Below are 23,417 nucleotides of genomic sequence, written 5' to 3' on the forward strand. Positions count from 1 at the left end.
GAATCGCCCGGGCCGTGGAAGTTTGACAGAATCAAAGAAATGAACCTTGACGCGCAACACCCCCTCGCAACCGGACTCACTGCCGATTCCCGCCTCATTCGCGCCTATCAGGGCACCCGGCCAGACAAGACGCCCGTCTGGTTCATGCGCCAGGCCGGTCGTTCGCTGCCCGAATACCGGTCGCTGCGGGTCGGCACCCGCATGCTCGACGCCTGCCTCGAGCCGGAGATGGCGAGCGAGATCACGCTGCAGCCGGTGCGACGGCACAACGTCGACGCCGGCATTCTCTTCAGTGACATCGTCATTCCGCTGAAGCTCGTGGGCGTCGACGTGGAAATCGTCGCCGGCATGGGCCCGGTACTCGGCAAGGCCGTGCGCAACGCAAAGGATGTCGAAGAGCTCACCGCCCTCGACCCCGCCGTGCTCGACACGACCTTGGCTCCCATCCGGGCCGCTGTCGCTCGCACAGTCGCGGAACTCGGCGCGACGCCGCTGATCGGTTTCGCCGGCGCTCCGTTCACGCTGGCGGCCTACCTCGTTGAGGGCGGCCCGTCGAAAGACCACATCCACGCCCGCACGCTCATGCACGCCGACCCCGACGCCTGGGCCGCGCTGATGGCCTGGACGGCCGAGGTCACCGGACGATTCCTGCGCGCGCAGGTCCTGGCCGGAGCTTCCGCTGCCCAGCTATTCGACTCCTGGGCCGGCGCGCTCTCCCTCGATGACTACACCCGGTACGTGGCACCTGCCTCGACCGCGGCGATCGCCCACGTGCGCGACCTCACCTATGACGAGAGCCTCGCAGGCCCGAGCGCCGCTGGCGCCGCATCCGTGCGCCGAAACGTGCCCGTCGTGCATTTCGGCGTCGGCACCGGAGAACTGCTCAGGGAAATGCACGCCGTCGGCGCGGACGTTGTCGGAGTCGACTACCGGGTTCCGCTCGACGAAGCCAACCGGCGTCTCGGCGGACTGGTTCCGGTGCAGGGAAACATCGATCCGGCCCTCCTCGCCGCTCCGTGGCCGGTGCTCGAAGCCCATGTCCTCGACGTGCTCGAGCGCGGGCGCACGGCACCAGCCCACGTGCTCAATCTCGGCCACGGCGTTCCGCCGATGACTGACCCGAACGTTCTGACCCGGCTGGTGTCGTTCGTGCACGAGGTCACCGCGGTCACGGCTGACGCAGGCGACCAGTCCCCGCCGGCCGCTTCCTGATCGACGGCACACGGAGCACACGCACGCAGAGGGAAGCGCAGAGGCAGAGAATGAAAGACGTCATCGTCATCGGTGGAGGAGTGGCCGGCCTGATCGCTGCCCGTGCCTGCGCCCGGGTCGGGCTGAGCGTGACCGTACTCGAAGCCACCGGGGTGCCGGGCGGCGCGCTCGGCAGCCATGAGGTTGCCGGGCTCACCCTCGACAGCGGCGCCGAAAGCTTCGCCGTGCGCCGCAACGCAGTGGCCGAGTTCATCGACGATCTCGGCCTGTCCGACGAGGTCGTCGCCCCGAACCCCGCGGGGGCGTGGCTGCAGCTTCCCAACGACCGCGTGCCGAACGGCTCGGTCAGCGTGCCTCTGCCCAAAGCCGGCGTGCTGGGCATCCCCGGTTCCCCGCTCGCCGACGACGTGCGTCGCGTGATCGGCTGGAGCGGCGCTTGGCGCGCCTACGCCGACCGGCTGATGCCGGTGCTGACAATCGGCCGGGAACACAGCCTCGGCGAGCTTGTGCGCAAGCGCATGGGCCGGCGCGTACTGGAGCGCCTCGTGGAGCCCGTGACGACCGGGGTGTATTCCTCTGCGGCCGACGATCTCGAGATCGACGTCGTAGCCCCGGGCCTCAACTCCGCCCTCACGGTGACCGGTTCCCTCTCCGGTGCCGTGCTCTCGCTCCGCTCGGCTGCCCCGGCAGGCTCGAACGTGGCAGGGCTCCGCGGCGGCATGTCCCGGCTGGTGGCCGCGCTGATGGCGGACCTCCGACATTTCGGTGTGGAGATCGTGACGGATGCCCCTGTCACCGGCCTGCATCGCGCCGGCATCGACGACGCGCCCTCGTGGACGGTCACCCGCGCTCCGGCTGCGACGGAAACCGCGGACCGGGACGCAGCCGCACCGGAAACCGCCACTTCAGGAACGAACGCCAGCGCACCGGAGGCCACCCTCGACGCCCGATTCGTGATCATCGCGACCCCCGGAGCGCAGGCGCTCGGCCTGATGGCCGACCTGAGTCCCGCCCACGCGGCGCTCGCCGAACTCGATTGGCCGCAGCCGACCGCAATCGAGCTGGCCACGATCGTGATCGACGCCCCCGCGCTCGACGCGCACCCGCGCGGAACCGGCGTGCTCGTCGCGGCTGCAACGCCCGGGGTCACCGCGAAGGCGCTCACACACGCGACCGCCAAGTGGGAGTGGCTGGCCGAGGCGGCCGGACCGGGCCGGCACGTCATCCGCTTGTCCTATGGCCGGGCCGGCCAAATGAGCCCGACGGCCCGCCTGAGCGACGATGAGCTGCTCGCCCTCTCCCTGCACGACGCCCGCACGATCTTAGGTGTGGACCTCGACGCCGAGGCCGTGCGCGGGTTCGCCCGAACCGTCTGGGCAGACGCCCTCTCTCCTGCGACCGTGGGCGCGCCCGGGCGGGTTGACCACGTCCGGGAGGTCGTTGCCGCCACGCCAGGGCTCGAGCTGACGGGCGCCTGGCTGGCCGGCACCGGGCTCGCATCGGTGATCCCGGATGCCGTCGCCGCGGCCTCCCGCACCCGGCACGACGCTCTCGGCATCTGATTCCCCCTCCAACAAGGGCAAAATCAGCTTCCATCCCGGATGGGGGATACTCTGAGAACTACGTACATCTTAAGGAATGGAGTCACAATGCGGGGAAAGCTTCTGTTCATCACGGGTGGGTTCGTCGGGTATGTGCTGGGTGCCCGCGCCGGGCGCAAGCGCTACGACCAGATCGTGGCATCAGCGGAAAACCTGTGGAACGCGCCACCCGTGCAGCGCCGTGTGAACGAGGCCCGCGACTTCGCACTCGAACGTGTCGGGGATGTGCCGTCTGCGCTCCTCGCGACCGGCAGGAAGCTCGTCGCCGCGGTGCAGAGCAAATCCCCTGGCTCCACCGGCACCAGCTATACGGTTCCGAACCCGGCTGAACCCGCCGCAACCGCGCCAACCGCGCGAACTGCGCCGGTATCGACGGTGCCGGACGCCACCGACGTCACCGCCACTCAGTAATCGCCGCGTCAATCGCAATTGCCTCGACAGCCCGAATGAAGGGGATTCAGTGAGTAACAGCGAATTCAATCCGAAGTCCCGGAGATCCACGTTCGAGCTGCTCGGTGAGCTGCCCGGCCAGATCGTTGCTCTGGTCAGGGCCGAGCTCGAAGCGGCCAAAGCGGAATTCGCCGGCAAGGCCAAGAACATCGGCCTGGGTGTCGCCCTGTTCGTCGCGGCCGCCGTGTTCGCGTTCTTCGCCGTCCTGGTGCTGGTCGCGCTCGCCGTCATCGCACTCGACCTCGTGCTGCCGCTCTGGCTCGCGACCCTGATTGTGGCCCTCACCCTGCTTCTGATCGCCCTGGTCCTGGCGCTGATCGGTAAAAATCGGGTGAAGGCCGGAACCTCATCCGATCCAGACGGAGTGACGGCGAGCATCCGTAGCGACGTCGACGCGTTCAAGGGAGTTGGCAAGTATGAGCACTGAACAGGACGCGAAGACCGTTGTCGCCGTGAGCGAGAGTGACGCTGCGGCCAAGGCCGCCCCGAAGGGCAAGACGGAGCTGCGGGCTGAGGCGACGCGGGCCCGCGTCGAACTGGCTCAGACGCTCGATGCGATCGAGTACAAGCTCAACGTGCCGAGGCAGGTGCGCGTGCGCTCGCGCCTGTTCACGATGCGCCTGCGCGACTTCGGCGAGAAGAACCCCCTCGCGCTGGCCGGAATCGTCCTGGGTGGCGTCTCGGCCACGGTGGGCGCCGTCTGGCTCGGCGTGAAGGCCGTGCAACGCCGCTGACGTCCCGGGGAACCGGCCGTCGGCCGCGTAGTTTTGGCTCTCGCAGCAAAGAAGTAGAGACTAGTAGTTATGACTCACCCGGCTGCCGGAGAGGCAGTAAACCAACCTCACTCCACCACCTCTGCCGAGACCCACGGAACCACCGACACGCCAGCCGCGTCGGAGCAGGGTTTCACTCTGTTCGCGGTGTTGCGCAAGGACCCGAGCAACCCCGATGACCTGGACGGCCACGACGTGCCGCACGCCGTGCGCGAGCTCGACGACGTCATTGCCCTGGTCGAGGACGAGGGTGTCACGGTGCGCGGTTTCTACGACGTGTCAGGCCTTCGCGCCGACGCCGACGTGATGATCTGGACCCACGCACCGGACGCCGAGACCCTGCAGTGGGCCCACCGCCAGCTGCGTCGTAGTCGCCTCCTCAAGAGCCTCCTGCCGACCTGGAACGCCATGGGCGTGCACCGCGACGCCGAGTTCAACAAGAGCCACGTTCCGGGGTTCCTGCGCGGGGTGGAGCCGAAGGCCTGGCTCACCGTCTACCCGTTCGTGCGCAGCTACGAGTGGTACCTGCTGCCCGAGGCCGAGCGCAGCGCCATGCTTGCCGACCACGGCCGCAAGGGCGCGGCCTTCCGCGGCGCCATTGCCAATACCGTCTCGTCGTTCGCCCTCGGCGACTACGAATGGTTGTTGCCGATCGAAAGCGACGAGCTCACCGAGCTCGTCGACCTGATGCGCGAACTGCGGGCCACCGAGGCCCGCCGCCACGTGCGCGAAGAGGTCCCGTTCTACACCGGCCGCCGCATCTCGACGGCCGAACTCGTGGAGGTTCTGCAGTAATGACAACCTACGACGCAATCCTGCTTGCCGGATTCGGCGGCCCCGAGGGCCAAGACGACGTGATCCCGTTCCTGCGCAACGTCACCGGCGGTCGCGGCATCCCCGAGGAGCGCCTCGAAGAGGTTGCCAAGCACTACCGCCACTTCGGCGGGGTGAGCCCCATCAACGACCAGAACCGCGTGCTCCGTGCCGCGCTTCAGGCTGAGCTCGAGCGGCGCGGCATCGACCTGCCCGTGCTCTGGGGCAACCGCAACTGGGCGCCCTACCTCCGCGACACCATCAGCGAGGCCAACGACAACGGTCAGACCCGGCTCCTGGCCATCGCCACCAGTGCGTACAGCTCCTACTCCGGATGCCGCCAGTACCGCGAGGACTTCGCGGCGGCGCTCACCGCGACCGGGCTGGAGGGTGTGGTGCACATCGACAAGGTGCGCCAGTTCTTCGACCACCCGGGTTTCGTCACCCCGTTCGTGACCGCCCTGCACAAGGGGCTCGCGGATGTCGAGGCCCAGGTCCCCGGAATCGACCTGGCCACCGAGGTCGAGATCCTGTTTTCGACCCACTCGATCCCGATGACCGACGCCAACAAAAGCGGGCCGTCCGAGCGCGGCTTCGGCGAGGGTGGCGCCTATGCGGCGCAGCACCTTGCCGTCGCCCAGAAGGTCATGGTCGGCGTGGACACCCCGTGGCAGCTGGTTTTCCAGTCCCGTAGCGGGCCGCCCAGCATGCCGTGGCTCGAGCCCGACATCAACGACGCCATCGCCCTGCTGCCCGCCCGGGGCATCCGTGCCATCGTGATCGTGCCGCTGGGCTTCGTCAGCGACCACATGGAGGTCATGTGGGACCTCGACAATGAGGCGACCGAGACGGCCGGTGAGCTCGGTCTCGTGTCCGTGCGGGTGCCGACGCCGGGTGTCGACCCGGCGTTCGTGAGCGGCCTGATCGACCTGGTCGAGGAGCGACTGAACGACACCCCCGCTGACGCGCGCCCGCACGAGACCGACCTCGGTCCCTGGTACGACGTCTGCCGCCCGGGCTGTTGCGAGAATGTGCGCCTGGGCTTCAAGCCCGCTGTGGCCGGGATGGCTCCGTGAGCCTGATCCGCGTTGGCACCCGGGGCAGCGCCCTCGCCCTGGCGCAGACCACGGCGATCGCGAACCGCATCGCGACTGCATCCGGTTCGGAGGTCGAGATCATCGCCATCACGACGCACGGCGACACCTCTCGCGAGTCACTGTCCACCCTCGGCGGCACGGGCGTCTTCGCCAGTGCCCTGCGCGAGTCGTTGTTGGCCGGAGAATGCGACGTGGTCGTGCACTCGTTCAAGGACCTGCCGACGGCCGTGTACCCCGGTCTCCGCGTCGGAGCCACGCCGAAGCGGGCGGATGCGCGCGACGTGCTGTGCGCCCGCGGCGGCTTCAACCTGACCACTCTGCCCGGCGGTGCCCGGGTCGGCACCGGCTCACCCCGCCGGATGGCCCAGCTTCTGTCGCTGCGCCCGGATCTCGACGTCGTCGACATCCGCGGCAACGTCGACACCCGGCTGTCCCGAGTGGCCGAGGGCGATCTCGATGCCGTCGTACTCGCCGCCGCCGGGCTCAGCCGCCTCGCGCTGCTCGAGTCCGTCGACGGCGAGTACCTGGAGCTGTCCGACTGGCCCACCGCGCCCGGACAGGGTGCTTTGGCGATCGAGGTACGCGACGAAAGGCCTGACCGGGCCCTCGCCGGCGCGCTCACCGCCATCAACCATTCCACCAGCCAGGCCACGGTCACGGCCGAGCGTCTCGTACTGGCACGGCTTGAGGCCGGCTGCGCGGCGCCGATCGGGGCCATGGCCGCCATCGACGACGGGCTGCTCTTCCTCACGGCCACGGTGTACAGCCCGGACGGCGCCCGCAGCGTCGTGAGCTCGCACGCCGCGACCCCCGATTCGCATTCCATTGCGCACTTGACCGAGGCCGCGCAAGATGTCTCTGACCGTGTTTCGCGTGACCTGCTCGCCGGCGGCGCTGCCGACTTCGCCCCGATGAAGGTGACTTCGTGATGACCTCGCGCTACAAGACCAAAACCAGCCTCACCAAGCCGCTCACCGGCTGGCGCGTCCTCGTGCCTCGTGGCGGCCCGTGGGGCGACCACGTCGCCGCCGACCTGCGCTCCAAGGGTGCCCAGCCGATCGTGGCTCCCATGATCAACTTCGCCCCGACCGACGACGCCCCCGCACTCGAGGAGGCACTGGCGCGCCTTGCCGCCGGAGACTTCGACTGGATGACGGTCACCAGCGCGACGACAGTCGATGTGCTGTCGTCGCACCGCGCCGTCGTGGCGTCGACCACCCGCGTCGCGGCCGTCGGTGAGACCACGGCTGCCGCCCTGGTCGCCGCCGGCTACCACGTCGACCTCGTGCCGTCCGAAGACAACTCGGCCCGCGGACTGCTTGCCGAGTGGGAGGCGGCCACCGCCGGCCAGGTTCCACTGCGCATCCTCACCCTGCGCTCGGAAATCGCCAAGCCGCTTCTGACCGAGGGTCTGCGCCGCATCGGCCACGAGGTCGAGTCGGTCGTCGCGTATCGCACCGTCGGCGTCCCTGTCGACCCGCGGGTCGTGGCGGACGTCGCCGCCGGCAACGTGCAGGCGGTTCTCGTCACCTCCGGAAGTGTCGCCCAGCAGGTTCAGGACCAGCTCGGTCCCATCCCGCTATCGACCCTGGTGGCCTGTATCGGACCAAGGACTGCCAAGGATTCCGCCGCGATCGGCCTGCGGGTCGACGTCGTAGCCGACGCACCCAGCGCCGATGCTCTGATCGAGGCCCTCGTACACGTCGCCCAAACGAGCTGACCGCATTCCCGGCACAGCCTCGCCGAGCTGTGGGTTTCACTCCCTCTCCGAGCCCGCGGAGGGGTGAAACTCACGGTTCGCGCACGTCCAGCCGGGCGACGTAGGGTTGACGGGTGATAAACCCCGTCATCCGCCCGCGACGGTTGCGCACCACTCCTGCGCTCCGCCGCCTGGCCAGCGAAATCCGCCTGCACCCCTCCGAACTGGTTCTCCCGATGTTCGTCCGGGAGGGCACGGGAGACCCGCTGCCGATCCAGTCGATGCCCGGTGTACTCCAACACACCATTGACAGCGCCCGGCGGGCCGTGACGGACGCCGCGGCAGCCGGCATCGGCGGGGTCATGCTCTTCGGAGTGCCGACCGTGCGCGACGCCGTCGGCTCCGGAGCCACAGATCCCGACGGCATCCTCAATGCAGCCACCCGCGCCCTGGTCGACGAGGTCGGCGACTCCCTCGTCGTGCAGACTGACCTCTGCCTCGACGAGTTCACCGACCACGGTCACTGCGGCGTGCTCGCCGCCGACGGCAGCGTCGACAACGACTCCACCCTCGAGCGCTACCGCGAGATGGCGCTCGTGCAGGCAGCCTCCGGCTCGCAGCTGCTCGGACTGAGCGGGATGATGGACGGCCAGGTGTCCGCCGTGCGGCAGGCGCTCGACCAGAACGGCTACGTCAACACGGCGATCCTCGCCTACTCGGCCAAGTACGCCTCGGCCTTCTACGGTCCCTTCCGCGACGCCGTCGAGTCGACCCTCGAGGGTGACCGTCGCAGCTACCAGCTGGATCCCGCCAACCGCCGGGAGGGCGTTCGCGAGGCCCTGCTCGACATCCAGGAGGGCGCCGACATCGTCATGGTGAAGCCGGCCATGAGCTACCTCGACGTGCTCGCCGAGGTAGCCGGAGTCAGTGATATCCCCGTCTGGGCATACCAGGTTTCCGGCGAATACGCCATGATCGAAGCTGCGGCCGCGCACGGCTGGATCGATCGCCGCCGGGCCGTCGAGGAGTCGGTGCTCAGCATCCGTCGCGCCGGCGCGGACGCCGTTCTCACCTACTGGGCGGTCGAACTGGCCACCTGGCTCAACGAAAGGCAGGCCCGATGATGACCCGCAACGACGACCTCTTCGCCCGCGCGCAGCGCGCCATCCCCGGGGGAGTGAACTCACCCGTTCGGGCCTTCCGGTCGGTCGGGGGCACCCCGCTGTTCCTGGTGAAAGCGAAGGGCGCCTACGTCACCGACTCGGACGGGCGTGAATACGTCGACCTGGTCAGTTCCTGGGGTCCGGCCATCCTCGGCCACGCCCACCCGGAGGTCGTGCAGGCGGTGCAGGATGCCGCAGCGCTCGGCCTGTCCTTCGGCGCTTCCACGCCCGGCGAGACCATCCTGGCCGAACTGATCGAGGAACGCGTCAGCGCGGTCGAAAAGCTGCGCCTGGTCTCGACTGGCACCGAGGCCACCATGACGGCCATCCGCCTGGCCCGCGGCTTCACCGGTCGCGACCTGCTGATCAAGTTCGCCGGGCACTACCACGGCCACTCGGACGGGCTGCTGGCCCAAGCGGGCTCCGGTCTGGCCACGCTGGCCCTGCCCGGCTCGGCCGGGGTCACGGCGGCGACCGCCGCAGAGACCCTCGTGCTGCCCTACAACGATCTGGATGCCGTACGGGTCGCCTTCGAGGCGCACCCGGGCCGGATTGCCGCCGTGATCACCGAGGCGGCGGCGGCGAACATGGGCGTCGTGGCTCCCGATCCGGGCTTCAACGCCGCGCTCACCTCCCTCGCGCACGAGCATGGCGCGCTCCTGATCATCGACGAGGTCCTCACCGGCTTCCGCGTGCACCCGGCCGGCTATTGGGGACTGGACACCGCCGGTGGCGGTGAAGCGGGCTACACGCCCGACCTGTTCGCCTTCGGCAAGGTCATCGGCGGAGGCCTGCCGGTGGCGGCGCTCGGCGGACGCGCCGACGTGATGGACTTCCTGGCACCGAACGGACCGGTCTACCAGGCCGGAACGCTCTCCGGAAACCCGGTGGCGGTCGCCGCGGGCATCGCCACACTGCGGGCTCTGGACGCCGGTGTCTACGAGCACATCGATGCCACGTCCCTCCTGCTCTCGGAGGCCGTTTCCGCCGCGTTCGCCGCCGAGGGCGTCGAGCACAGCGTGCAGCGGGCCGGCAGCCTGTTCAGCTTCGCCTTCGGAGCCGAGGCCGCGGCCGCCGCGCCCCGCAACTACGCCGACGTTCAGCGGCAGGAGGCGTTCCGGTACCGGCCGTTCTTCCACTCCATGCTCGACCAGGGCATATCGCTTCCCCCATCGGTGTTCGAGGCGTGGTTTGTGTCCGACGCCCACGACGAGAGCGCGGTGGGCTGGATCCTCGAGGCTCTGCCGGCCGCAGCGAAGGCCGCAGCGGCGGCAACCGCCGGGGAGTGACCCCGTCACGGGTGCGGCGCGTTCCTCAGTGAGGATATGACAAGCCCATTTCGGTCGTGAACAGGCACACTAGACGTATGGCTTCCCTCCGCGTTCACCCTGACCGGCTTGAGATCCTCCTCACGAGGGCGGAGAAGGCGCTCTCCCTGCGGCGCGACGACATCGTCGTGCCGCGGGAGAACATCCGTTCGGTGACGATCACGGATGACCCGTGGATCTGGATCCGCGGGATCCGATCCCCCGGGGTCGGCCTGCCGCTCGTGGTCGCGGTCGGCACCTGGAAGTTCCACGGCGGCAAGGACTTCCTGGCGATCAAGCGCAAGCGCCAGGCGGTCATCGTCGATCTCATCGACGATGAGTTCTCCCGGGTGATCCTGACCACCAACCACGCGCCCGACCTGATTGCGTCGCTCAAGCTGGGTGGTTGAACCTGACTCAGCTCGAAGCCTGAGACTCAGGCGCGCACATCTACGACCGTGCGACCGTGAAGAGTGCCGGCGAGGATGCCCGCTGCGGCGTCGAAGGCCATCTCAAGGGGAATCACCTGGGTGAGGCTGTCCAGCAGGCCGAGGTCGAGGTCGGTGCGGAGGCGGTGCCAGGCCTCCTCGCGCTGGGGGAGCGGGGCCTCGACCGAGTTGATTCCGATCAAACTGACGGCGCGCAGGATGAAGGGCATGACCGTGGCCGGAAGGTCGGCCCCCTGCGCCAGGCCGCAGGAGGTGACCGCTCCGCCATAGGTGGTCTGGGCGAGGACATTGGCGAGGGTGAAGCTGCCGACCGAGTCGATCGCTCCGGCCCAGCGCTGACCCTGCAACGGCTTTCCGGCCTCACTCAGGGTGCCGCGGTCGACGAGTTCGACGGCGCCGAGCCCGTGCAGGTAGTCGCCGAGTTCTTCTATTCGACCGGTCGACGCGTGCACCTGGTAGCCGCCGGCGGCGAGCAAGGCGACCGCGATGCTGCCGACGCCGCCGGCCGCGCCGGTCACGAGAACGGGGCCGGACTCCGGCGTGACCCCGGCACGTTCGAGGCCGAGCACGGAAAGCATGGCCGTGAATCCGGCCGTTCCGATCGCCGCGGCCTGCGCGGGGCTGATGCCCTCCGGCAGCCGCACCAGGGAGCCTCCCGAGACGCGGGCCCGCTCCGCGAGTCCGCCGTGGTGGGTTTCGCTCAGGCCGGCCCCATTGAGGATGACCTGGTCCCCCGCCGACCAGCGCGGGTCGGCGCTGTGCTCGACCGTTCCGACCAGGTCGATCCCGGCGATCAGCGGCCAGGTGCGCACGACCCCGGGGCGGCCCGTCAGGGCAAGGCCATCCTTGAAGTTGATGCTCGAAAAGTCCACGGCGATCGTGACGTCCCCGGGCATCAGGAAGGTGTCGTCGATCACGCGGAGCGTCGCGCCCTGAGTCTTCCGACCGTCGGCATCCTCTGTGCGGTCGACGACGATGGCGCGGAACTCAGTCTCAATACCCATGAGTCGAGCCTACGCGCGCCGGGTCAGGTGACGTCGCGCTTCCAACTCACCGCGTAGCCGATGACGGTGGCCGCCACCGCATACGCCAGCAGCACGAGTCCGCCCTGCCACCACTCCAACATCGCCCCGGCGGTGCCTCCCGGCGCGGCGATGGTGAAGAAGCTCGCGCCGACCAGGGCGTCGGAGGCGGCGCCCGGCAGATAGTTGCCGATCCCCTGCGTCACCTCGGTGAACAACGATGCGAAGCGCAGCAGGGGCTCCACGAACTGGGTAAAGGCGAGCACGATCACGATCGACGCCACTTGGCTGGGCACGAGCACGCCCAGGCCGACCCCGATGGCCGACCAAACGGCCATGGCGAGCACTGTGCGGCCGATCAGCGCCCAGGTGGCGCCTTCGCCGAGCAACGGGTCCAGGTCGAAGGCGCTGATCACGAGCGCGCCGACGCCGACGGATGCGAGCAGCGCGACGACCCCGAGGAGCGCCCCCACCACGAAGAGCGCGATCGTCTTGGCTCCCAGAACCTGGCCTCGCCGGGGATTCGCGAGGAACGTGGGGGTGAGGGTCTGGTGCCGGAACTCCCCGGTGGTCGCCAGAGCCCCCAGCAGAACCGGGAAAACATAGCCGATCGATGAGGCGAAGCTGTAGATCAAGGGCGGGAGGCTGCCGAACGCCGGGAGCCCCTGCGAGCCGGAACCGGCGGCATCCGGGCTGATCACACCGCTCTCGATGCCCGCGAACAGCGCCGATAATCCGCCCGCGAGCAGGGCGATGTAGCCGAACATCACGGCGGCGAGGATCCACCACATGCGCGTGGTGCCGATCTTGGCGAACTCGGCTCCGATGGCGCGACTGAAGGACGTCATCGCGATTCCCCTTTGTCTGCGTTTGCGCTTGGGCTGTCGATTCCGTTTGTGGGTGCGCCGCCGTTCACCAGGGCGAGAAAGGCCTCTTCGAGCCCTCTCCTCTCCCGGTGCAGGGCGCTGACCTCCACACTGGCCAGGAAGGCGATGTGCCCGATCAGGGCGGTATCGGGCGCGGCGGCGAGCAGCCCGCTTCGTCCCGTGAAGAATTCGATTCCGGCCTGGCCGAGTGCGGTGGCCAGGGCCTGCCGGTCCGGGGAATCGACCAGGATGCGCGGCGCAGCCTCGGTCTCAAGGCTCGCCAGTGTGCCCCGGTGCACGAGGGCGCCGGCGGCGATGATGATCACGTCGTCCACGCTCTGCTGCACCTCGGACAGCAGGTGGGAGCTGACCAGCACCGTGCGGCCCTCGTCGGCCATGGCCCTCAGGAAGCCCCGGATCCATTTGATCCCTTCCGGGTCGAGGCCGTTGATCGGCTCGTCGAGCACCAGGACGCCCGGGTCGCCGAGCAGGGTGAAGGCCAGACCGAGGCGCTGCCGCATGCCAAGCGAGTAGCCGCCGACGCGCTGTGCGCCGTGGTCGCTGAGTCCGACCGTGTGCAGCACCGCGTCGATGCGCGCAGCCGGCAGCCCCGCCGCGACGGCGTAGACCGCCAGGTGGTTCCGGGCGGTGCGCCCGGGATGGAAGCTGGCTGCCTCGAGGGCGGCACCGACGGTCTGGAGTGGGCGAGGTAGGTCCCGGTAGCGGATGCCGCCGATCGTTGCGGAGCCGGACGAGGGAGCGACCAGGCCGAGGAGCATGCGCAGCGTGGTCGTCTTGCCGGCGCCGTTGGGGCCGAGGAAGCCGGTGACCCGGCCGGGCTCCACGGTAAAGGACAGGTCGTTCACCGCGGTGACACCGCCGAACGTCTTGGTGATGTTGCTGAACTCGATGACCGCGCCGTCCGGCATCCGTTCCCCCTCCGTCGCTGGTACTCCGTCGCTGGAATCTGGTTCCAGCCTAGGGGAATGAGACCTGATCGTTCGGTTACCACTTCGACGGAGATTCTCGGTCCAATGACCGCATATGGCCCCAAAGACGCTGTCTGGACCAAAATCTCCGTCGAATTCGTTCGCGGGCACGCCGGCACTCGAGACGTCGGGGGGCGCATCTCGGCCGCCAGCCTCGGGCTGGGGATCCTGCGGGGCCTCGACGGGTTGGCACTGCTGCTCGCTCCCACGCTCGACGTTCTGATCCTGGTGGCGCTGTCGAGCGGCGGCCCGGCACAGCGCCAGGCGACGCACTGCGCCAGGCGACGCACAGCGGCCGGTTAGGCCTCGGCGTGCGTGTCGGCGTGCGTGTCTCCGTGCGCCGCGCAGGACGGAGCCTCCGCGAGTACGCAGCTCGGGCAGACGACAAGCTGCTCCCGGCAGGAGGCATCCCTGCAGTTGAGCATGTTCTTCGTCGGCTCGCCACAGGCGGCGCAACGCCCGATCACGGCGGTGCGGTCGCCGAAGTCCAGGGACATCCGCTGGTCGAAGACGTAGAGCGAGCCGTTCCAGAGGCCGTTGTCACCGAAGGCCTCGCCGTAGCGCACGACGCCGCCGTCGAGCTGGTACACCTCTCCGAAACCGCGATTCCTCATCAGGGAACTGAGTACCTCGCAGCGGATGCCGCCGGTGCAGTACGTGACGACGGGCTTGTCCTTGAGGTGGTCGTACTTGCCACTCTCCAGCTCGGCCACGAACTCGCGGGTGTTGGCGACATCCGGCACGATCGCGTTCTGGAAGCGGCCGATCTCGGCCTCGAACGCGTTGCGGCCGTCGAAGAACACGACGTCGTCGCCTCGCTCGCCGACGAGGGCGTGCAGCTCGGACGGGGAGAGCTTGGCGCCGCCGCCGATCACACCATTGGCGTCGACCCGTAGCTCGCCGGGCGCGCCGAAGCTCACGATCTCGTCCCGCACTTTCACGACCAGCCGGGGGAAGTCGAGGCTCAGGCCCTGCTCGTCGAGGCCGGTTCCCTCGCTCCACTTGACGTCGAGCTGCTTGAACGGGGCGTAGTCCCGGGTCTTGCGCAGGTAGCGCTTGATTGCGGGCAGGTCGCCGCCGACGGTGCCGTTGAGGCCATCGGCCGAGATCAGGATGCGGCCGCGCAGACCGAGCGATTCGCACAGGTCGCGCTGCCAGAGCCGCACGGCTTCGGGGTCGGCCAGCGGAGTGAAGACGTAGTAGAGAAGAATCTTCGGAATGGCCACCATGACATTTTACGGGAGCGGGCGGGAGCTCGACGCCGGGAAAAGCTGCGCACGTGGCGGTGGCGACCGATGACCAAGAGAGCTCCGTTCACCCCCGCGACCGACCCGGTCACGACCGCATCGGGTCCAGAGCCACGGCCACGGTCTCCGGGATCAGGCCCAGGGCGTTGCCAGCACGATTACCGCGACGGAAGCCGGTCTGAACGTCAACAGGGCGGGCAGCAGAACCATATGCGAATGCCGAATCCGGACGGGACCGGGCGCTGCATTGGCCGGGCGCTGTGGCAATCGTGCAGGTTCCGAGCGTGCGGGGCCGGATGCTTGTGGCCGGCGGCAGCAGAATGCGGCCTCGGGCCGGCCGGTGGCTAGCATCTCAGGATGCATATGTTCTGGCGCACCCTCCTGCACGGCGTGATCTCCCGCTTCGGCCCGCGCCTCGGCCACTACGACGTGGCCCGCACCCGGTTCCTCACTCTGCCGACCGATCAGGACATCCTTCGGCACATGAACAACGGCGTGTACCTGTCGATCATGGACATCGCCCGCTTCGACCTGCTGCACCGCACGGGAATCTGGGCGATCTTCCGGAGGCGTGGCTGGTACCCCGTGGTGGTGTCGGAGACGATAAGTTTTCGCAAGTCGCTGACCCTCGGCCAGAAGTTCACGGTGGAGTCACGCATCCTGGGCTTCGACGCGAAGGCCGTCTACGTGGAGCAGCGGTTCGTGCGGCCCGACGCCGACGGCACCCCGGAGGTCTACGCCCAGGGCTTCATCCGCGGCCGGTTCCTCAAGCGCAGCGGAGGGGTCGTGGGCATCGACGAACTCGTCGACGCCGTGGGCGAGGTGCCCGACGACGTGACGGTGCCGTCCTGGTTGCTGGAGTGGAGCGGGGACGTCGCGATGCCCGCCACTCGTGCCGCCGCTCCCAGCCACTGGAGCTGAGCGGAACCGAGTTCTCCCTGCCGTGTCTTCCGCATCCGAGACCCCGCGGTAAATCCACCCGGAACGATTGGACCGGCCGCCTGATTTTTCCGTGAGGCGGACCCGGCCGAGCCCGTGGGTGTGGCCAACTCAGGACATCCGTCGCCCGTGTTGTCTGCCCACCGCGGACCAGTGCGGAACCGGTGCGGATGGCCGGCCCCGGGCGGACGGATTTCCGGAGTTAGCCACAACGCACGCCGGATGCCGCGACGGGCGGGCGGTTCGGGTTTCGAACACGCCCACGGTCGCAGCTAGATCGTGGGTTCGGCGGCCTTCCTGGGAACGATCAGTTCGCTGTAGTACTCCACGTGCGGCTTGTAGTGCGCCCGGACGGGCAGCGGCGCTCCCGCGCGCGCCGCCACGAGGCGGTCGAGATAGTAGTCCCAGAACGGGCCGGCGATGGCGGCCTCCGCGGCGGAATGCAGGCGCTGACCGAACGTGAGGGTGGTCATCCCCGCGCCCTCGACGAGGTGCAGGATCACGTGCCGGGCAGCGTCGCCCTCGCCGATGTCGGCGGTGAACCGCTTCGGCGGGATGCACCTGATGATGCTCACGTACTCCCACTCTGCATCCAGGTCATCGAACTTGAAGCGCACGGCGCCGGTCTCAGGAGAGCCCGTATAGGTGCCGATCCAGCCGTGCAGGCCACCGGCCCGGCTCACGCTCGCCCAGACGTCTTCTTTCGACGCCGTGAAGAGCCGGTCGAGCATGAGGTAGAGACCGTCTTCGCGATAGGCGAGGCGTCCGGTTGGCTTGAATGACATGCGAACCTCCACGGTGAGTGAGGCACGGGCCTCAGTACAAAACTATGCCTTTCTCCGGGCCGGGGCCAGCGGCCACGCAGCCCGGCCACGCAGCCCGGCCACGCAGCCCGGCCACGCAGCCCGGCCACGCAGCCCGGCCACGCAGCCCGCCTCACTCCTCGAGCACAGCCATGGCAGCGTTGTGCCCACCGATGCCGCTCACGCCGCCGCCGCGCCTCGCGCCGGCGCCGCAGAGCAGGATCCGAGGATGCCCCGTGGCCACTCCCCAACGCTCGGCCGCGGTGGACGGCGCCTCGTCGTCATCGAGGAACGGCCACTCCAGCGGGCCGTGGAAGATGTTGCCGCCGGGCAGGTTGAGGGCGTGCTCCAGGTCGAGCGTGGTCTTCGTTTCGATGCAGGGCCGGCCGGCGGTATCCGTCAACAGCAGGTCTTCGATCGGTTCGGCGAGAACGGAATTCAGAGACGCCAGCACTGCGGCCTGGAGTCGGTCGCGGCTGGCGTCACTGTTCTCCTCGGTGAGCCAGCGGTGCGGGGTGTGCAGCGCGAACACCGTGAGCGTTTGGGCTCCGGCTGCGACGAGTTCGGGCGAGAGGATGCTCGGGTCGCTGAGCGAGTGGCAGTAGATCTCGCAGGGCAGCAGCTCGGGGAAGCCGTCGCGGTCGGCCTGGGCGTGGGCATTCTCCAGCTGGGTCAGGGTCTCGTTGATGTGGAACGTGCCCCCGAACGCGGCCTCGGGCGACACTGTCGCGTCCCGCAGTCGCGGCAGCCGGGTCAGCAGCAGGTTGACCTTGACCTGCGCGCCCTCCGGCTTGGCGGCGGGAGCAGCGCCGGGAGCAGCCTCCGTGCGAACGGATGCCGACGCGTGCCCGTCGAGCAGTTGCTGCAGCACCCAGGGTGCCACGTTGGCCAGCACGTGCCGGCCCTGGACGACCCGGTCGACGGCACCGTGCCGGTAGCGCACCTCGCCGTCGGGGGTGATTGCGCTGACCTCCGCCTCGGTCACGATCCGGGCGCCCGCCTGCCTGGCGGCCCGCTCCAACTCGCCGGAGACGGCGCCCATGCCGCCGACCGGCACGTCCCAGTCCCCGGTTCCGTTGCCGATGACGTGGTAGAGGAAACACCGGTTCGCGGCGAGGTCCGGGCTGTCGACCGAGGCGAAGGTGCCGATCAGGCCGTCGGTGGCGACGACCCCGCGCACGAGGTCGCTCTGGAAGCGGTTTCGCAGGGCGGTGCCGAGGGGCCGCTCGATGAACTGCTCCCAGAGCATGTCGTCGCCGACCAGCACCCGAGCCTCGGCGCGGGTCGGCAGCGGCTCGCAGACCGTGGGGAACAGGGCGCGCGCGACTCGTTCGGTGTCGCGATAGAAGGCGGTCCAGGCCGGGAAGTCGGCGGCCGCGCCGACCCGGTCGAAGCTCGTGCCGGTGGCATCCGTGTCACCACGGTCGACCAGGAGCCCCGCGCGGGTGTCGGCAGGGTCGGGGGTGTACGACGAGTAGCGGCGCTGGGCGAGTTCGATTTCGAGGCCGAGCTCGTCGATGATCCGCTGCGGCAGCAGGCTGACCAGGTAGGAGTAACGCGAAAGCCGTGCGTCGACGCCGGGGAAAGCCTCGGCCGAGACGGCAGCGCCGCCTACCCGGTCAGCGCGCTCGAGCAGGAGGACGGTCTTGCCGGCCAGGGCCAGGTAGGCGGCCGCGGTCAGCCCGTTGTGGCCGCCGCCGACGATCACGACGTCGTGTGTGGGTTCGATCATGCTGCGTTCGATCATGCACCGAGACTAGCCGGGGCGTCAATCGGCGCGGTCGAGTGTGCCGATCTCGGCTCCGTCGGAGTCCTGCACGGTCATGACGCTGCCGTCCACGGTGGCGGTGCTGGCCTTTCCGAGCCAGGTGTCGACTCCCTCGCAGGCCATCAGGGTCGACGCGAACGTGCCGAACTCGATGGTGTCGCCGGTCAGCGACCAGGTGCCGACCAGCCGGTTGCAGCCGTCCGTCCCTGTCGCGGACTGGTCGGCCTTCAGTTCAAGGCCGGGCGTGTCCGTGGCGTCTGGGGTGCCCCAGACGCCTGACACGTCGCTGCTGCCGGTGCCTGCGGAACACCCGGCGAGGCCGACCGCGAGGGTGACCGCGGCGAAGGTGAGCAGTGCGATTGGCTTGGTCATGACGGGCTCCGTTCACATGCCGGCGGGGGTGCCGGATGCGCCCATTCAACGTTCGAAAGGGGGTAAGGTCAAGCCGCCCCGGTGGCGGCGACCCGCTGGACGGCGCGGGACAGCGCCTGCCTCACGGCCAGCACCCCCGGCCGGCTCGCGCTCGAGCGGCGGGTGGCGGAAAAGACGGTGCGCAGAGGGCTGCCGGGCAGGTCGACGACGGTCACCGTCGGTGGGGCCCCGGCCCAGATCAGGTCGGGCAGGATGCCGACGGCATTGCCCGATTCGATCAGACGGATGTGCGCGATCAGGTCCGCGGTCTCGAACCGCACGTCGGGCTCGAAACCCTGCGACCGGCAGAGTTGGGTGGCCCAGTGCCGCGAGGCGGTGCCCTCGGGTTCCATCACCCACGGCAGATCGGCGGCATCCGTGAGCCCGGCCGGGGAGGCGTGGCCGGGGCGCGGGGGCGGAACGGCGAGCCGGAGCGCATCCGTCGCCAGGTTCACCCGGTCGAGGTCGGGCCAATGCGCCCGGGTGTGCCCGGGATACTGCTCTGCGAGTACCAGGTCGAAATCGCGCGCGGAGACCTCGAACAGGCCGCGCTCGGGCTCGCGCTCGGTGACTTCGACCCGAAGCTCGGGGAACTCTTCGGCGAGCAGCGTGAGGGCCTGCGGGATGACGGCGTGTGCCGCGGATTGGAACAGGGCCACGCGCACGGTGCCGGACACGGTCGTCAGGGAGGTGGTCATCTCCGCCTCGGCCAGCTCGAGGCGCTCCAGCAGGTGGGTGGTGTGCGACACCAGCACCTCGGCCTGCGGGGTGAGCCGCACCCGGCGACCGACTTTTTGCAGCAACGGGACCCCGGCCTCTTTCTCGAGCAGGGCGAGCTGCTGGGAGACGGCGGAGGGGCTGTAGGCGAGGGCCTCGGCGACCCCGGCCAGGGTGCCCCGAATCTTGAGCTCGCGCAGCAGACGCAGGCGGCGGACATCCAGCATGCGTCACCCTCCTCGATCAACCCAGTATTGGTCACTAATGCTAATCAATATCGATCATAAAGATTCGCTTTTGCTAAAGGAACGAAAACCACACACTGAAATCAGCAGCCCCGCCGTGAACGAAAGAACTAGCCTCGTGACCATGACCAACTCCACTCCATCCGTGCAGCACGATCTCAGCGCCGATGTGGTTGCCCTCGTGCAGAAATGGCTCGCCGAGAGCGCCACGATCCCCGCCGACGTGTCGGCCGAGCGCCTTGCGGGCGTGCTGAAGGACCCGAACGGGCTCGACTTCACGGTGGGCTTCGTCGACGGCGTCATGCGCCCGGAAGACCTCATGGTCGCCGGGTACAACCTGCAGAAAGTGGCGAAGCAAGCGCCCGGGTTCCTGCCCGCGTACATGCGCGGGGCGATCGGCCTCGGCGGAGTGCTCGGACCGGTGCTGCCGTGGGTGGTCATCCCCGCGGCGCGGAAGGTGCTGCGCCAGATGGTCGGCCACCTCGTCGTGGACGCCACGCCGGACAAGCTCGGCCCGGCGATCGCTCACCTGCGCGAGTCCGGCAACCGGCTCAACATCAACCTGCTCGGCGAGGCCGTGCTCGGGGAGAAGGAGGCACTCCGCCGCCTCGAAGGCACCCGCGCGCTGCTCGCCCGCGACGACGTGGACTACGTCTCGATCAAGGTCTCCTCGATCGCCAGCCAGCTGTCGATGTGGTCGTTCGACGAAGCTGTCGACCGGGTCGTCGAGCGACTGACTCCCCTCTACGAGCTGGCCGAATCGTCGGCGTCGCCCAAGTTCATCAACCTGGACATGGAGGAGTACCGCGACCTCGACCTCACTATCGCGGTGTTCGAGCGCATCCTCGACCAGCCCCAGCTGCTGCACCTCGAGGCCGGCATCGTGCTGCAGGCCTACCTGCCTGACGCTCTAGGTGCCCTGCAGGGGTTGACTCACTGGGCCCAGGGCCGCCGGGCCGCCGGCGGAGCGCCGATCAAGGTGCGCGTGGTCAAGGGCGCGAACCTGGCGATGGAACACGTCGACTCCGCTGTGCACGACTGGCCGCTGGCGACCTACTCCACCAAACAGGACAGCGACACGAACTACAAGCGCGTGCTCGACTGGGCGTTCACCCCTCAGAACACGGATGCCGTCAAAATCGGCGTCGCCGGACACAATCTCTTCGACGTGGCCTGGGCGCACCTGCTCGCCCAGAAGCGCGGAGTGGACGACCGGGTCGAGTTCGAGATGCTGCTCGGAATGGCCACCAGCCAGGCCGAGGCCGTCCGCAAGGACGTCGGTCGCCTCCTGCTCTACACGCCCGTGGTCAACCCGGCCGAGTTCGACGTCGCCATCAGCTACCTGATCCGCCGCCTCGAGGAGAATGCCAGCCAGGACAACTTCATGTCGGCGGTGTTCGAGCTGACCAGCTCCCCGGAACTCTTCGACCGGGAGAAGGAGCGCTTCCTGGCCTCCATCGCGGGCCTCGACACCATCGTGCCGCAGCCGAACCGCGGCCAGGACCGTACCGAGGCCGCGCAGCTCGACGCCGCCGGACAGGCGCGCTCCGGCGACGACGACTACGACGACGAATTCGGCGACGAGTCCGAGGCGGGGCTCACCGCTGCCGTGCTCGGCCTCACTCGAGGCTCGGTCACGACCCTTCCGCACACGGGTTTCCACAACGAAGCCGACACGGACCCGTCGCTGCCGGCCAACCGGGCATGGGGACGTCGCATCCTGGGCCGGGTCGAGACGTCCACGCTCGGGCTGGACGCCATCCGTGCTGCCAGGGTCAGCGACCCGGGCGAGCTGGACCGCCTGATCGAGGCCGCCGCGGCCAGTGGCGCCGCCTGGGGCCAGCGCACCGGCGCCGAGCGCGCCGCCGTGCTGCACCGGGCCGGGCTCGCGCTCGCCGCAAACCGCGACCGCCTGATCGAGGTGATGGCCGCCGAAACCGGCAAGACCATCGCCGAGGGTGACCCGGAGGTCAGTGAGGCGATCGACTTCGCCCACTACTACGCCGAACGCGCCCGCGACCTTGATGCCGTCCAGGGCGCCATCTTCGTGCCCTCGAAGTTGACCGTGGTCACCCCGCCGTGGAATTTCCCGGTCGCCATCTCGGCAGGCGGTGTGCTTGCCGCGCTCGCCGCCGGGTCCGGCGTCATCGTCAAGCCCGCCAAGCTCGCCCAGCGCTCCGGCGCCGTCATGGTCGAGGCGCTCTGGGAGGCCGGCGTGCCGCGCGACCTGCTCGTGCTGGTGGATCTTGCGGACCGGGAGCTCGGGACCCGCCTGATCTCGCACCCGGCCGTCGACCAGGTCATCTTGACCGGGGCCTACGAGACCGCGCAGCTGTTCCGCAGTTTCCGCGAGGACCTGCCCCTCCTGGCCGAGACGAGCGGCAAGAACGCCATCATCGTCACCCCCTCCGCCGACCTCGACCTGGCTGCGGCCGACGTCATCAAGAGTGCCTTCGGTCACGCCGGGCAGAAGTGCTCGGCTGCGAGTCTGGTGATCCTGGTCGGATCCGTCGCCAAGTCGGAGCGCTTCCTCAGCCAGCTGACGGATGCCGCGACGTCCCTGCGCGTCGGACGTCCGGCTGACCCGGTCACCCAGATGGGCCCGCTGATCGAGCCGGCCGAGGGCAAACTGTTGCACGCCCTCACCACGCTCGGCGTCGGCGAGCGGTGGCTGGTCGAGCCTGAGCAGCTCGATGAGTCTGGCGCGCTGTGGTCGCCGGGCATTCGCACCGGGGTGCTGCCCGGCTCCTACTTCCACCTGACCGAATTCTTCGGCCCGGTGCTCGGCGTGATGCACGCGCGAAGCCTGGCCGAGGCCATCCGGTTCCAGAACGCGGTCGACTACGGCCTCACCTCGGGGCTGCACTCGCTCGACCCGGCCGAGCTGTCCGAGTGGCTGGACAGCATCGAGGCCGGAAACCTCTACGTGAACCGCGGCATCACGGGCGCGATCGTGCAACGGCAGCCTTTCGGCGGCTGGAAGCGGTCGGCCGTGGGCCCGGGCACCAAGGCCGGCGGTCCGAACTACCTGTACGGATTCGGCAGCTGGGTGAGCGATCCCGGCCGCAACAGCTCGACATTGCACCTGCGTGGCCTCGATCAGAGCGTCACGGACCTGATCGAAGCGGCGCAGACCGTGCTCGACTACGTCGACTTCGACGTGCTGCGCCGGTCGGCGCTGAGCGACGCGCTGGCCTGGCGCGACGAGTTCAACGCTGTGAAGGACGTCTCGGACCTCGGACTAGAACGAAACCTGTTCCGCTACCGCCCGCTGCCCGTCACCGTGCGCCTGACCGAGGATGGAACGCTGTCCGACCTGCTGCGGGTCATCGCCGCGGCAACAGTGTCGACGGCGCGGTTCGAGGTGTCCAGCGCGATCCCGGTGCCGCCGATGGTGCGCAACGTGCTCGCCGCGCGCGAGATCACGGTCGCGGTGGAGAGCGACGCCGAATGGCTGGAGCGGGCCGCGCACGGCGGCATCCGCACCAGCCGGGTGCGCCTGATCGGCGGGGACCGCCTGCGCGGGGCGCAATCGGCGGCTTCTCGACTGGCCCAGGCGCTCGGCGGCAGCCCGGACGTGGCCGTCTACGCGCACCCCGTCACCCAGGCCGGCCGGGTCGAGCTGCTTCCGTTCCTGCGCGAACAGGCGATCTCGATCACGGCGCACCGCTTCGGCAACCCGAGCACCCTCTCCGAGGGGATCATCTAGCGGCGATCGTTCGGCACGGGTGTGCGCCCGCACGACGGCGGCGGCCCGCAAGGCTAAAATGGGCCCTTGGCGGTCGCGGTCTGCGATCGGCCGTGCCCAGCAGGAGTACGGACAACAATCAGGCTTCAGGTGCAGGA

At 69.1% G+C, this 23,417-nt stretch carries 23 protein-coding genes; 15 read left to right on the top strand and 8 right to left on the bottom strand.

What is annotated here, in order from left to right:
* Positions 1-39 precede the first annotated feature (39 nt).
* The 12 genes from hemE to E3O65_RS13850 all read left to right on the top strand — a co-directional run bounded on the left by hemE (position 40) and on the right by E3O65_RS13850 (position 10,525).
* Complete coding sequence (gene hemE, locus E3O65_RS13800; protein WP_134364312.1) at positions 40-1,212, top strand: uroporphyrinogen decarboxylase; 1,173 nt, start codon at positions 40-42, stop codon at positions 1,210-1,212.
* Between the two features lie 50 nt (positions 1,213-1,262).
* Positions 1,263-2,774, top strand: coding sequence for a protoporphyrinogen oxidase (gene hemG, locus E3O65_RS13805; protein ID WP_134364313.1), 1,512 nt, complete (start codon positions 1,263-1,265; stop codon positions 2,772-2,774).
* Positions 2,775-2,861: 87 nt separating this feature from the next.
* Entirely contained in the window at positions 2,862-3,224 is a 363-nt protein-coding gene (locus E3O65_RS16765) for a hypothetical protein (RefSeq protein ID WP_166785763.1), read from the top strand.
* A 49-nt stretch (positions 3,225-3,273) separates the two neighbouring features.
* The gene (locus E3O65_RS16770) at positions 3,274-3,690 is read left to right on the top strand and encodes a phage holin family protein (RefSeq protein WP_166785764.1); all 417 of its coding nucleotides are present in this window, start codon (positions 3,274-3,276) and stop codon (positions 3,688-3,690) included.
* Positions 3,680-3,997, top strand: coding sequence for a DUF3618 domain-containing protein (locus E3O65_RS13815; protein WP_134364315.1), 318 nt, complete (start codon positions 3,680-3,682; stop codon positions 3,995-3,997). The genes E3O65_RS16770 and E3O65_RS13815 overlap by 11 nt, the downstream gene beginning before the upstream one ends.
* A 69-nt stretch (positions 3,998-4,066) precedes the next feature.
* Positions 4,067-4,831 (top strand): hydrogen peroxide-dependent heme synthase, encoded by a 765-nt coding sequence (gene hemQ, locus E3O65_RS13820; protein ID WP_134364316.1) that lies wholly within the window; start codon positions 4,067-4,069, stop codon positions 4,829-4,831.
* Entirely contained in the window at positions 4,831-5,925 is a 1,095-nt protein-coding gene (locus tag E3O65_RS13825) for a ferrochelatase (RefSeq protein WP_134364317.1), read from the top strand. The genes hemQ and E3O65_RS13825 overlap by 1 nt, the downstream gene beginning before the upstream one ends.
* Positions 5,922-6,875, top strand: a complete 954-nt coding sequence (hemC, locus tag E3O65_RS13830) for a hydroxymethylbilane synthase (RefSeq protein ID WP_134364318.1) — start codon at positions 5,922-5,924, stop codon at positions 6,873-6,875. The genes E3O65_RS13825 and hemC overlap by 4 nt, the downstream gene beginning before the upstream one ends.
* A complete protein-coding gene (locus E3O65_RS13835) occupies positions 6,875-7,666 on the top strand; it encodes a uroporphyrinogen-III synthase (protein WP_134364398.1) in 792 nt (263 codons plus the stop codon). The genes hemC and E3O65_RS13835 overlap by 1 nt, the downstream gene beginning before the upstream one ends.
* A gap of 116 nt (positions 7,667-7,782) precedes the next feature.
* Complete coding sequence (gene hemB, locus E3O65_RS13840) at positions 7,783-8,769, top strand: porphobilinogen synthase (protein WP_422386430.1); 987 nt, start codon at positions 7,783-7,785, stop codon at positions 8,767-8,769.
* Positions 8,769-10,097 (top strand): glutamate-1-semialdehyde 2,1-aminomutase, encoded by a 1,329-nt coding sequence (gene hemL / locus E3O65_RS13845; RefSeq protein WP_134364399.1) that lies wholly within the window; start codon positions 8,769-8,771, stop codon positions 10,095-10,097. The genes hemB and hemL overlap by 1 nt, the downstream gene beginning before the upstream one ends.
* A 77-nt stretch (positions 10,098-10,174) precedes the next feature.
* Positions 10,175-10,525 (top strand): hypothetical protein, encoded by a 351-nt coding sequence (locus E3O65_RS13850; RefSeq protein ID WP_134364320.1) that lies wholly within the window; start codon positions 10,175-10,177, stop codon positions 10,523-10,525.
* A gap of 26 nt (positions 10,526-10,551) precedes the next feature.
* On the opposite strand, the gene E3O65_RS13855 is transcribed toward E3O65_RS13850, so the two are convergent.
* From E3O65_RS13855 to E3O65_RS13865, 3 genes are read right to left on the bottom strand one after another with little or no spacing between them, the layout of a single operon-like run.
* Positions 10,552-11,568, bottom strand: a complete 1,017-nt coding sequence (locus E3O65_RS13855; RefSeq protein WP_134364321.1) for an MDR family oxidoreductase — start codon at positions 11,566-11,568, stop codon at positions 10,552-10,554.
* A gap of 23 nt (positions 11,569-11,591) precedes the next feature.
* A complete protein-coding gene (locus tag E3O65_RS13860) occupies positions 11,592-12,434 on the bottom strand; it encodes an ABC transporter permease (protein ID WP_134364322.1) in 843 nt (280 codons plus the stop codon).
* On the bottom strand, positions 12,431-13,381 hold the full coding sequence (locus tag E3O65_RS13865; protein WP_134364323.1) for an ABC transporter ATP-binding protein: 951 nt from the start codon (positions 13,379-13,381) through the stop codon (positions 12,431-12,433). Before E3O65_RS13865 ends, E3O65_RS13860 begins: the two co-directional genes overlap by 4 nt.
* Positions 13,382-13,486: 105 nt before the next feature.
* On the opposite strand from E3O65_RS13865, the gene E3O65_RS13870 reads away from it, so the two are divergent.
* Positions 13,487-13,744, top strand: a complete 258-nt coding sequence (locus E3O65_RS13870) for a hypothetical protein (RefSeq protein WP_134364324.1) — start codon at positions 13,487-13,489, stop codon at positions 13,742-13,744.
* On the opposite strand, the gene trhO is transcribed toward E3O65_RS13870, so the two are convergent.
* On the bottom strand, positions 13,741-14,667 hold the full coding sequence (gene trhO, locus E3O65_RS13875) for an oxygen-dependent tRNA uridine(34) hydroxylase TrhO (RefSeq protein ID WP_134364325.1): 927 nt from the start codon (positions 14,665-14,667) through the stop codon (positions 13,741-13,743). The genes E3O65_RS13870 and trhO overlap by 4 nt on opposite strands.
* 378 nt (positions 14,668-15,045) lie before the next feature.
* Between trhO and E3O65_RS13880 the strand changes: the two genes are divergently transcribed.
* On the top strand, positions 15,046-15,609 hold the full coding sequence (locus E3O65_RS13880; RefSeq protein WP_134364326.1) for a thioesterase family protein: 564 nt from the start codon (positions 15,046-15,048) through the stop codon (positions 15,607-15,609).
* A 290-nt stretch (positions 15,610-15,899) separates the two neighbouring features.
* On the opposite strand, the gene E3O65_RS13885 is transcribed toward E3O65_RS13880, so the two are convergent.
* The 4 genes from E3O65_RS13885 to E3O65_RS13900 form a co-directional block, all read right to left on the bottom strand.
* Positions 15,900-16,412, bottom strand: coding sequence for an SRPBCC family protein (locus E3O65_RS13885; RefSeq protein WP_134364327.1), 513 nt, complete (start codon positions 16,410-16,412; stop codon positions 15,900-15,902).
* Positions 16,413-16,563: 151 nt separating this feature from the next.
* Positions 16,564-18,177 carry a phytoene desaturase family protein gene (locus E3O65_RS13890; protein ID WP_241985772.1) on the bottom strand — a complete coding sequence of 538 codons (1,614 nt, stop codon included), beginning with the start codon at positions 18,175-18,177 and terminating at the stop codon, positions 16,564-16,566.
* Between the two features lie 21 nt (positions 18,178-18,198).
* Positions 18,199-18,570: an META domain-containing protein gene (locus tag E3O65_RS13895; RefSeq protein ID WP_134364328.1), complete on the bottom strand. Its 372-nt coding sequence runs from the start codon at positions 18,568-18,570 to the stop codon at positions 18,199-18,201.
* A gap of 68 nt (positions 18,571-18,638) precedes the next feature.
* Positions 18,639-19,553 (bottom strand): LysR family transcriptional regulator, encoded by a 915-nt coding sequence (locus tag E3O65_RS13900; RefSeq protein WP_134364329.1) that lies wholly within the window; start codon positions 19,551-19,553, stop codon positions 18,639-18,641.
* Between the two features lie 142 nt (positions 19,554-19,695).
* Between E3O65_RS13900 and E3O65_RS13905 the strand changes: the two genes are divergently transcribed.
* A complete protein-coding gene (locus E3O65_RS13905; RefSeq protein WP_134364330.1) occupies positions 19,696-23,280 on the top strand; it encodes a proline dehydrogenase family protein in 3,585 nt (1,194 codons plus the stop codon).
* Positions 23,281-23,417 lie beyond the last annotated feature (137 nt).

Origin of the sequence: Cryobacterium breve (assembly GCF_004402375.1) — a bacterium.
In the GTDB taxonomy this organism is placed as follows: domain Bacteria; phylum Actinomycetota; class Actinomycetes; order Actinomycetales; family Microbacteriaceae; genus Cryobacterium; species Cryobacterium breve.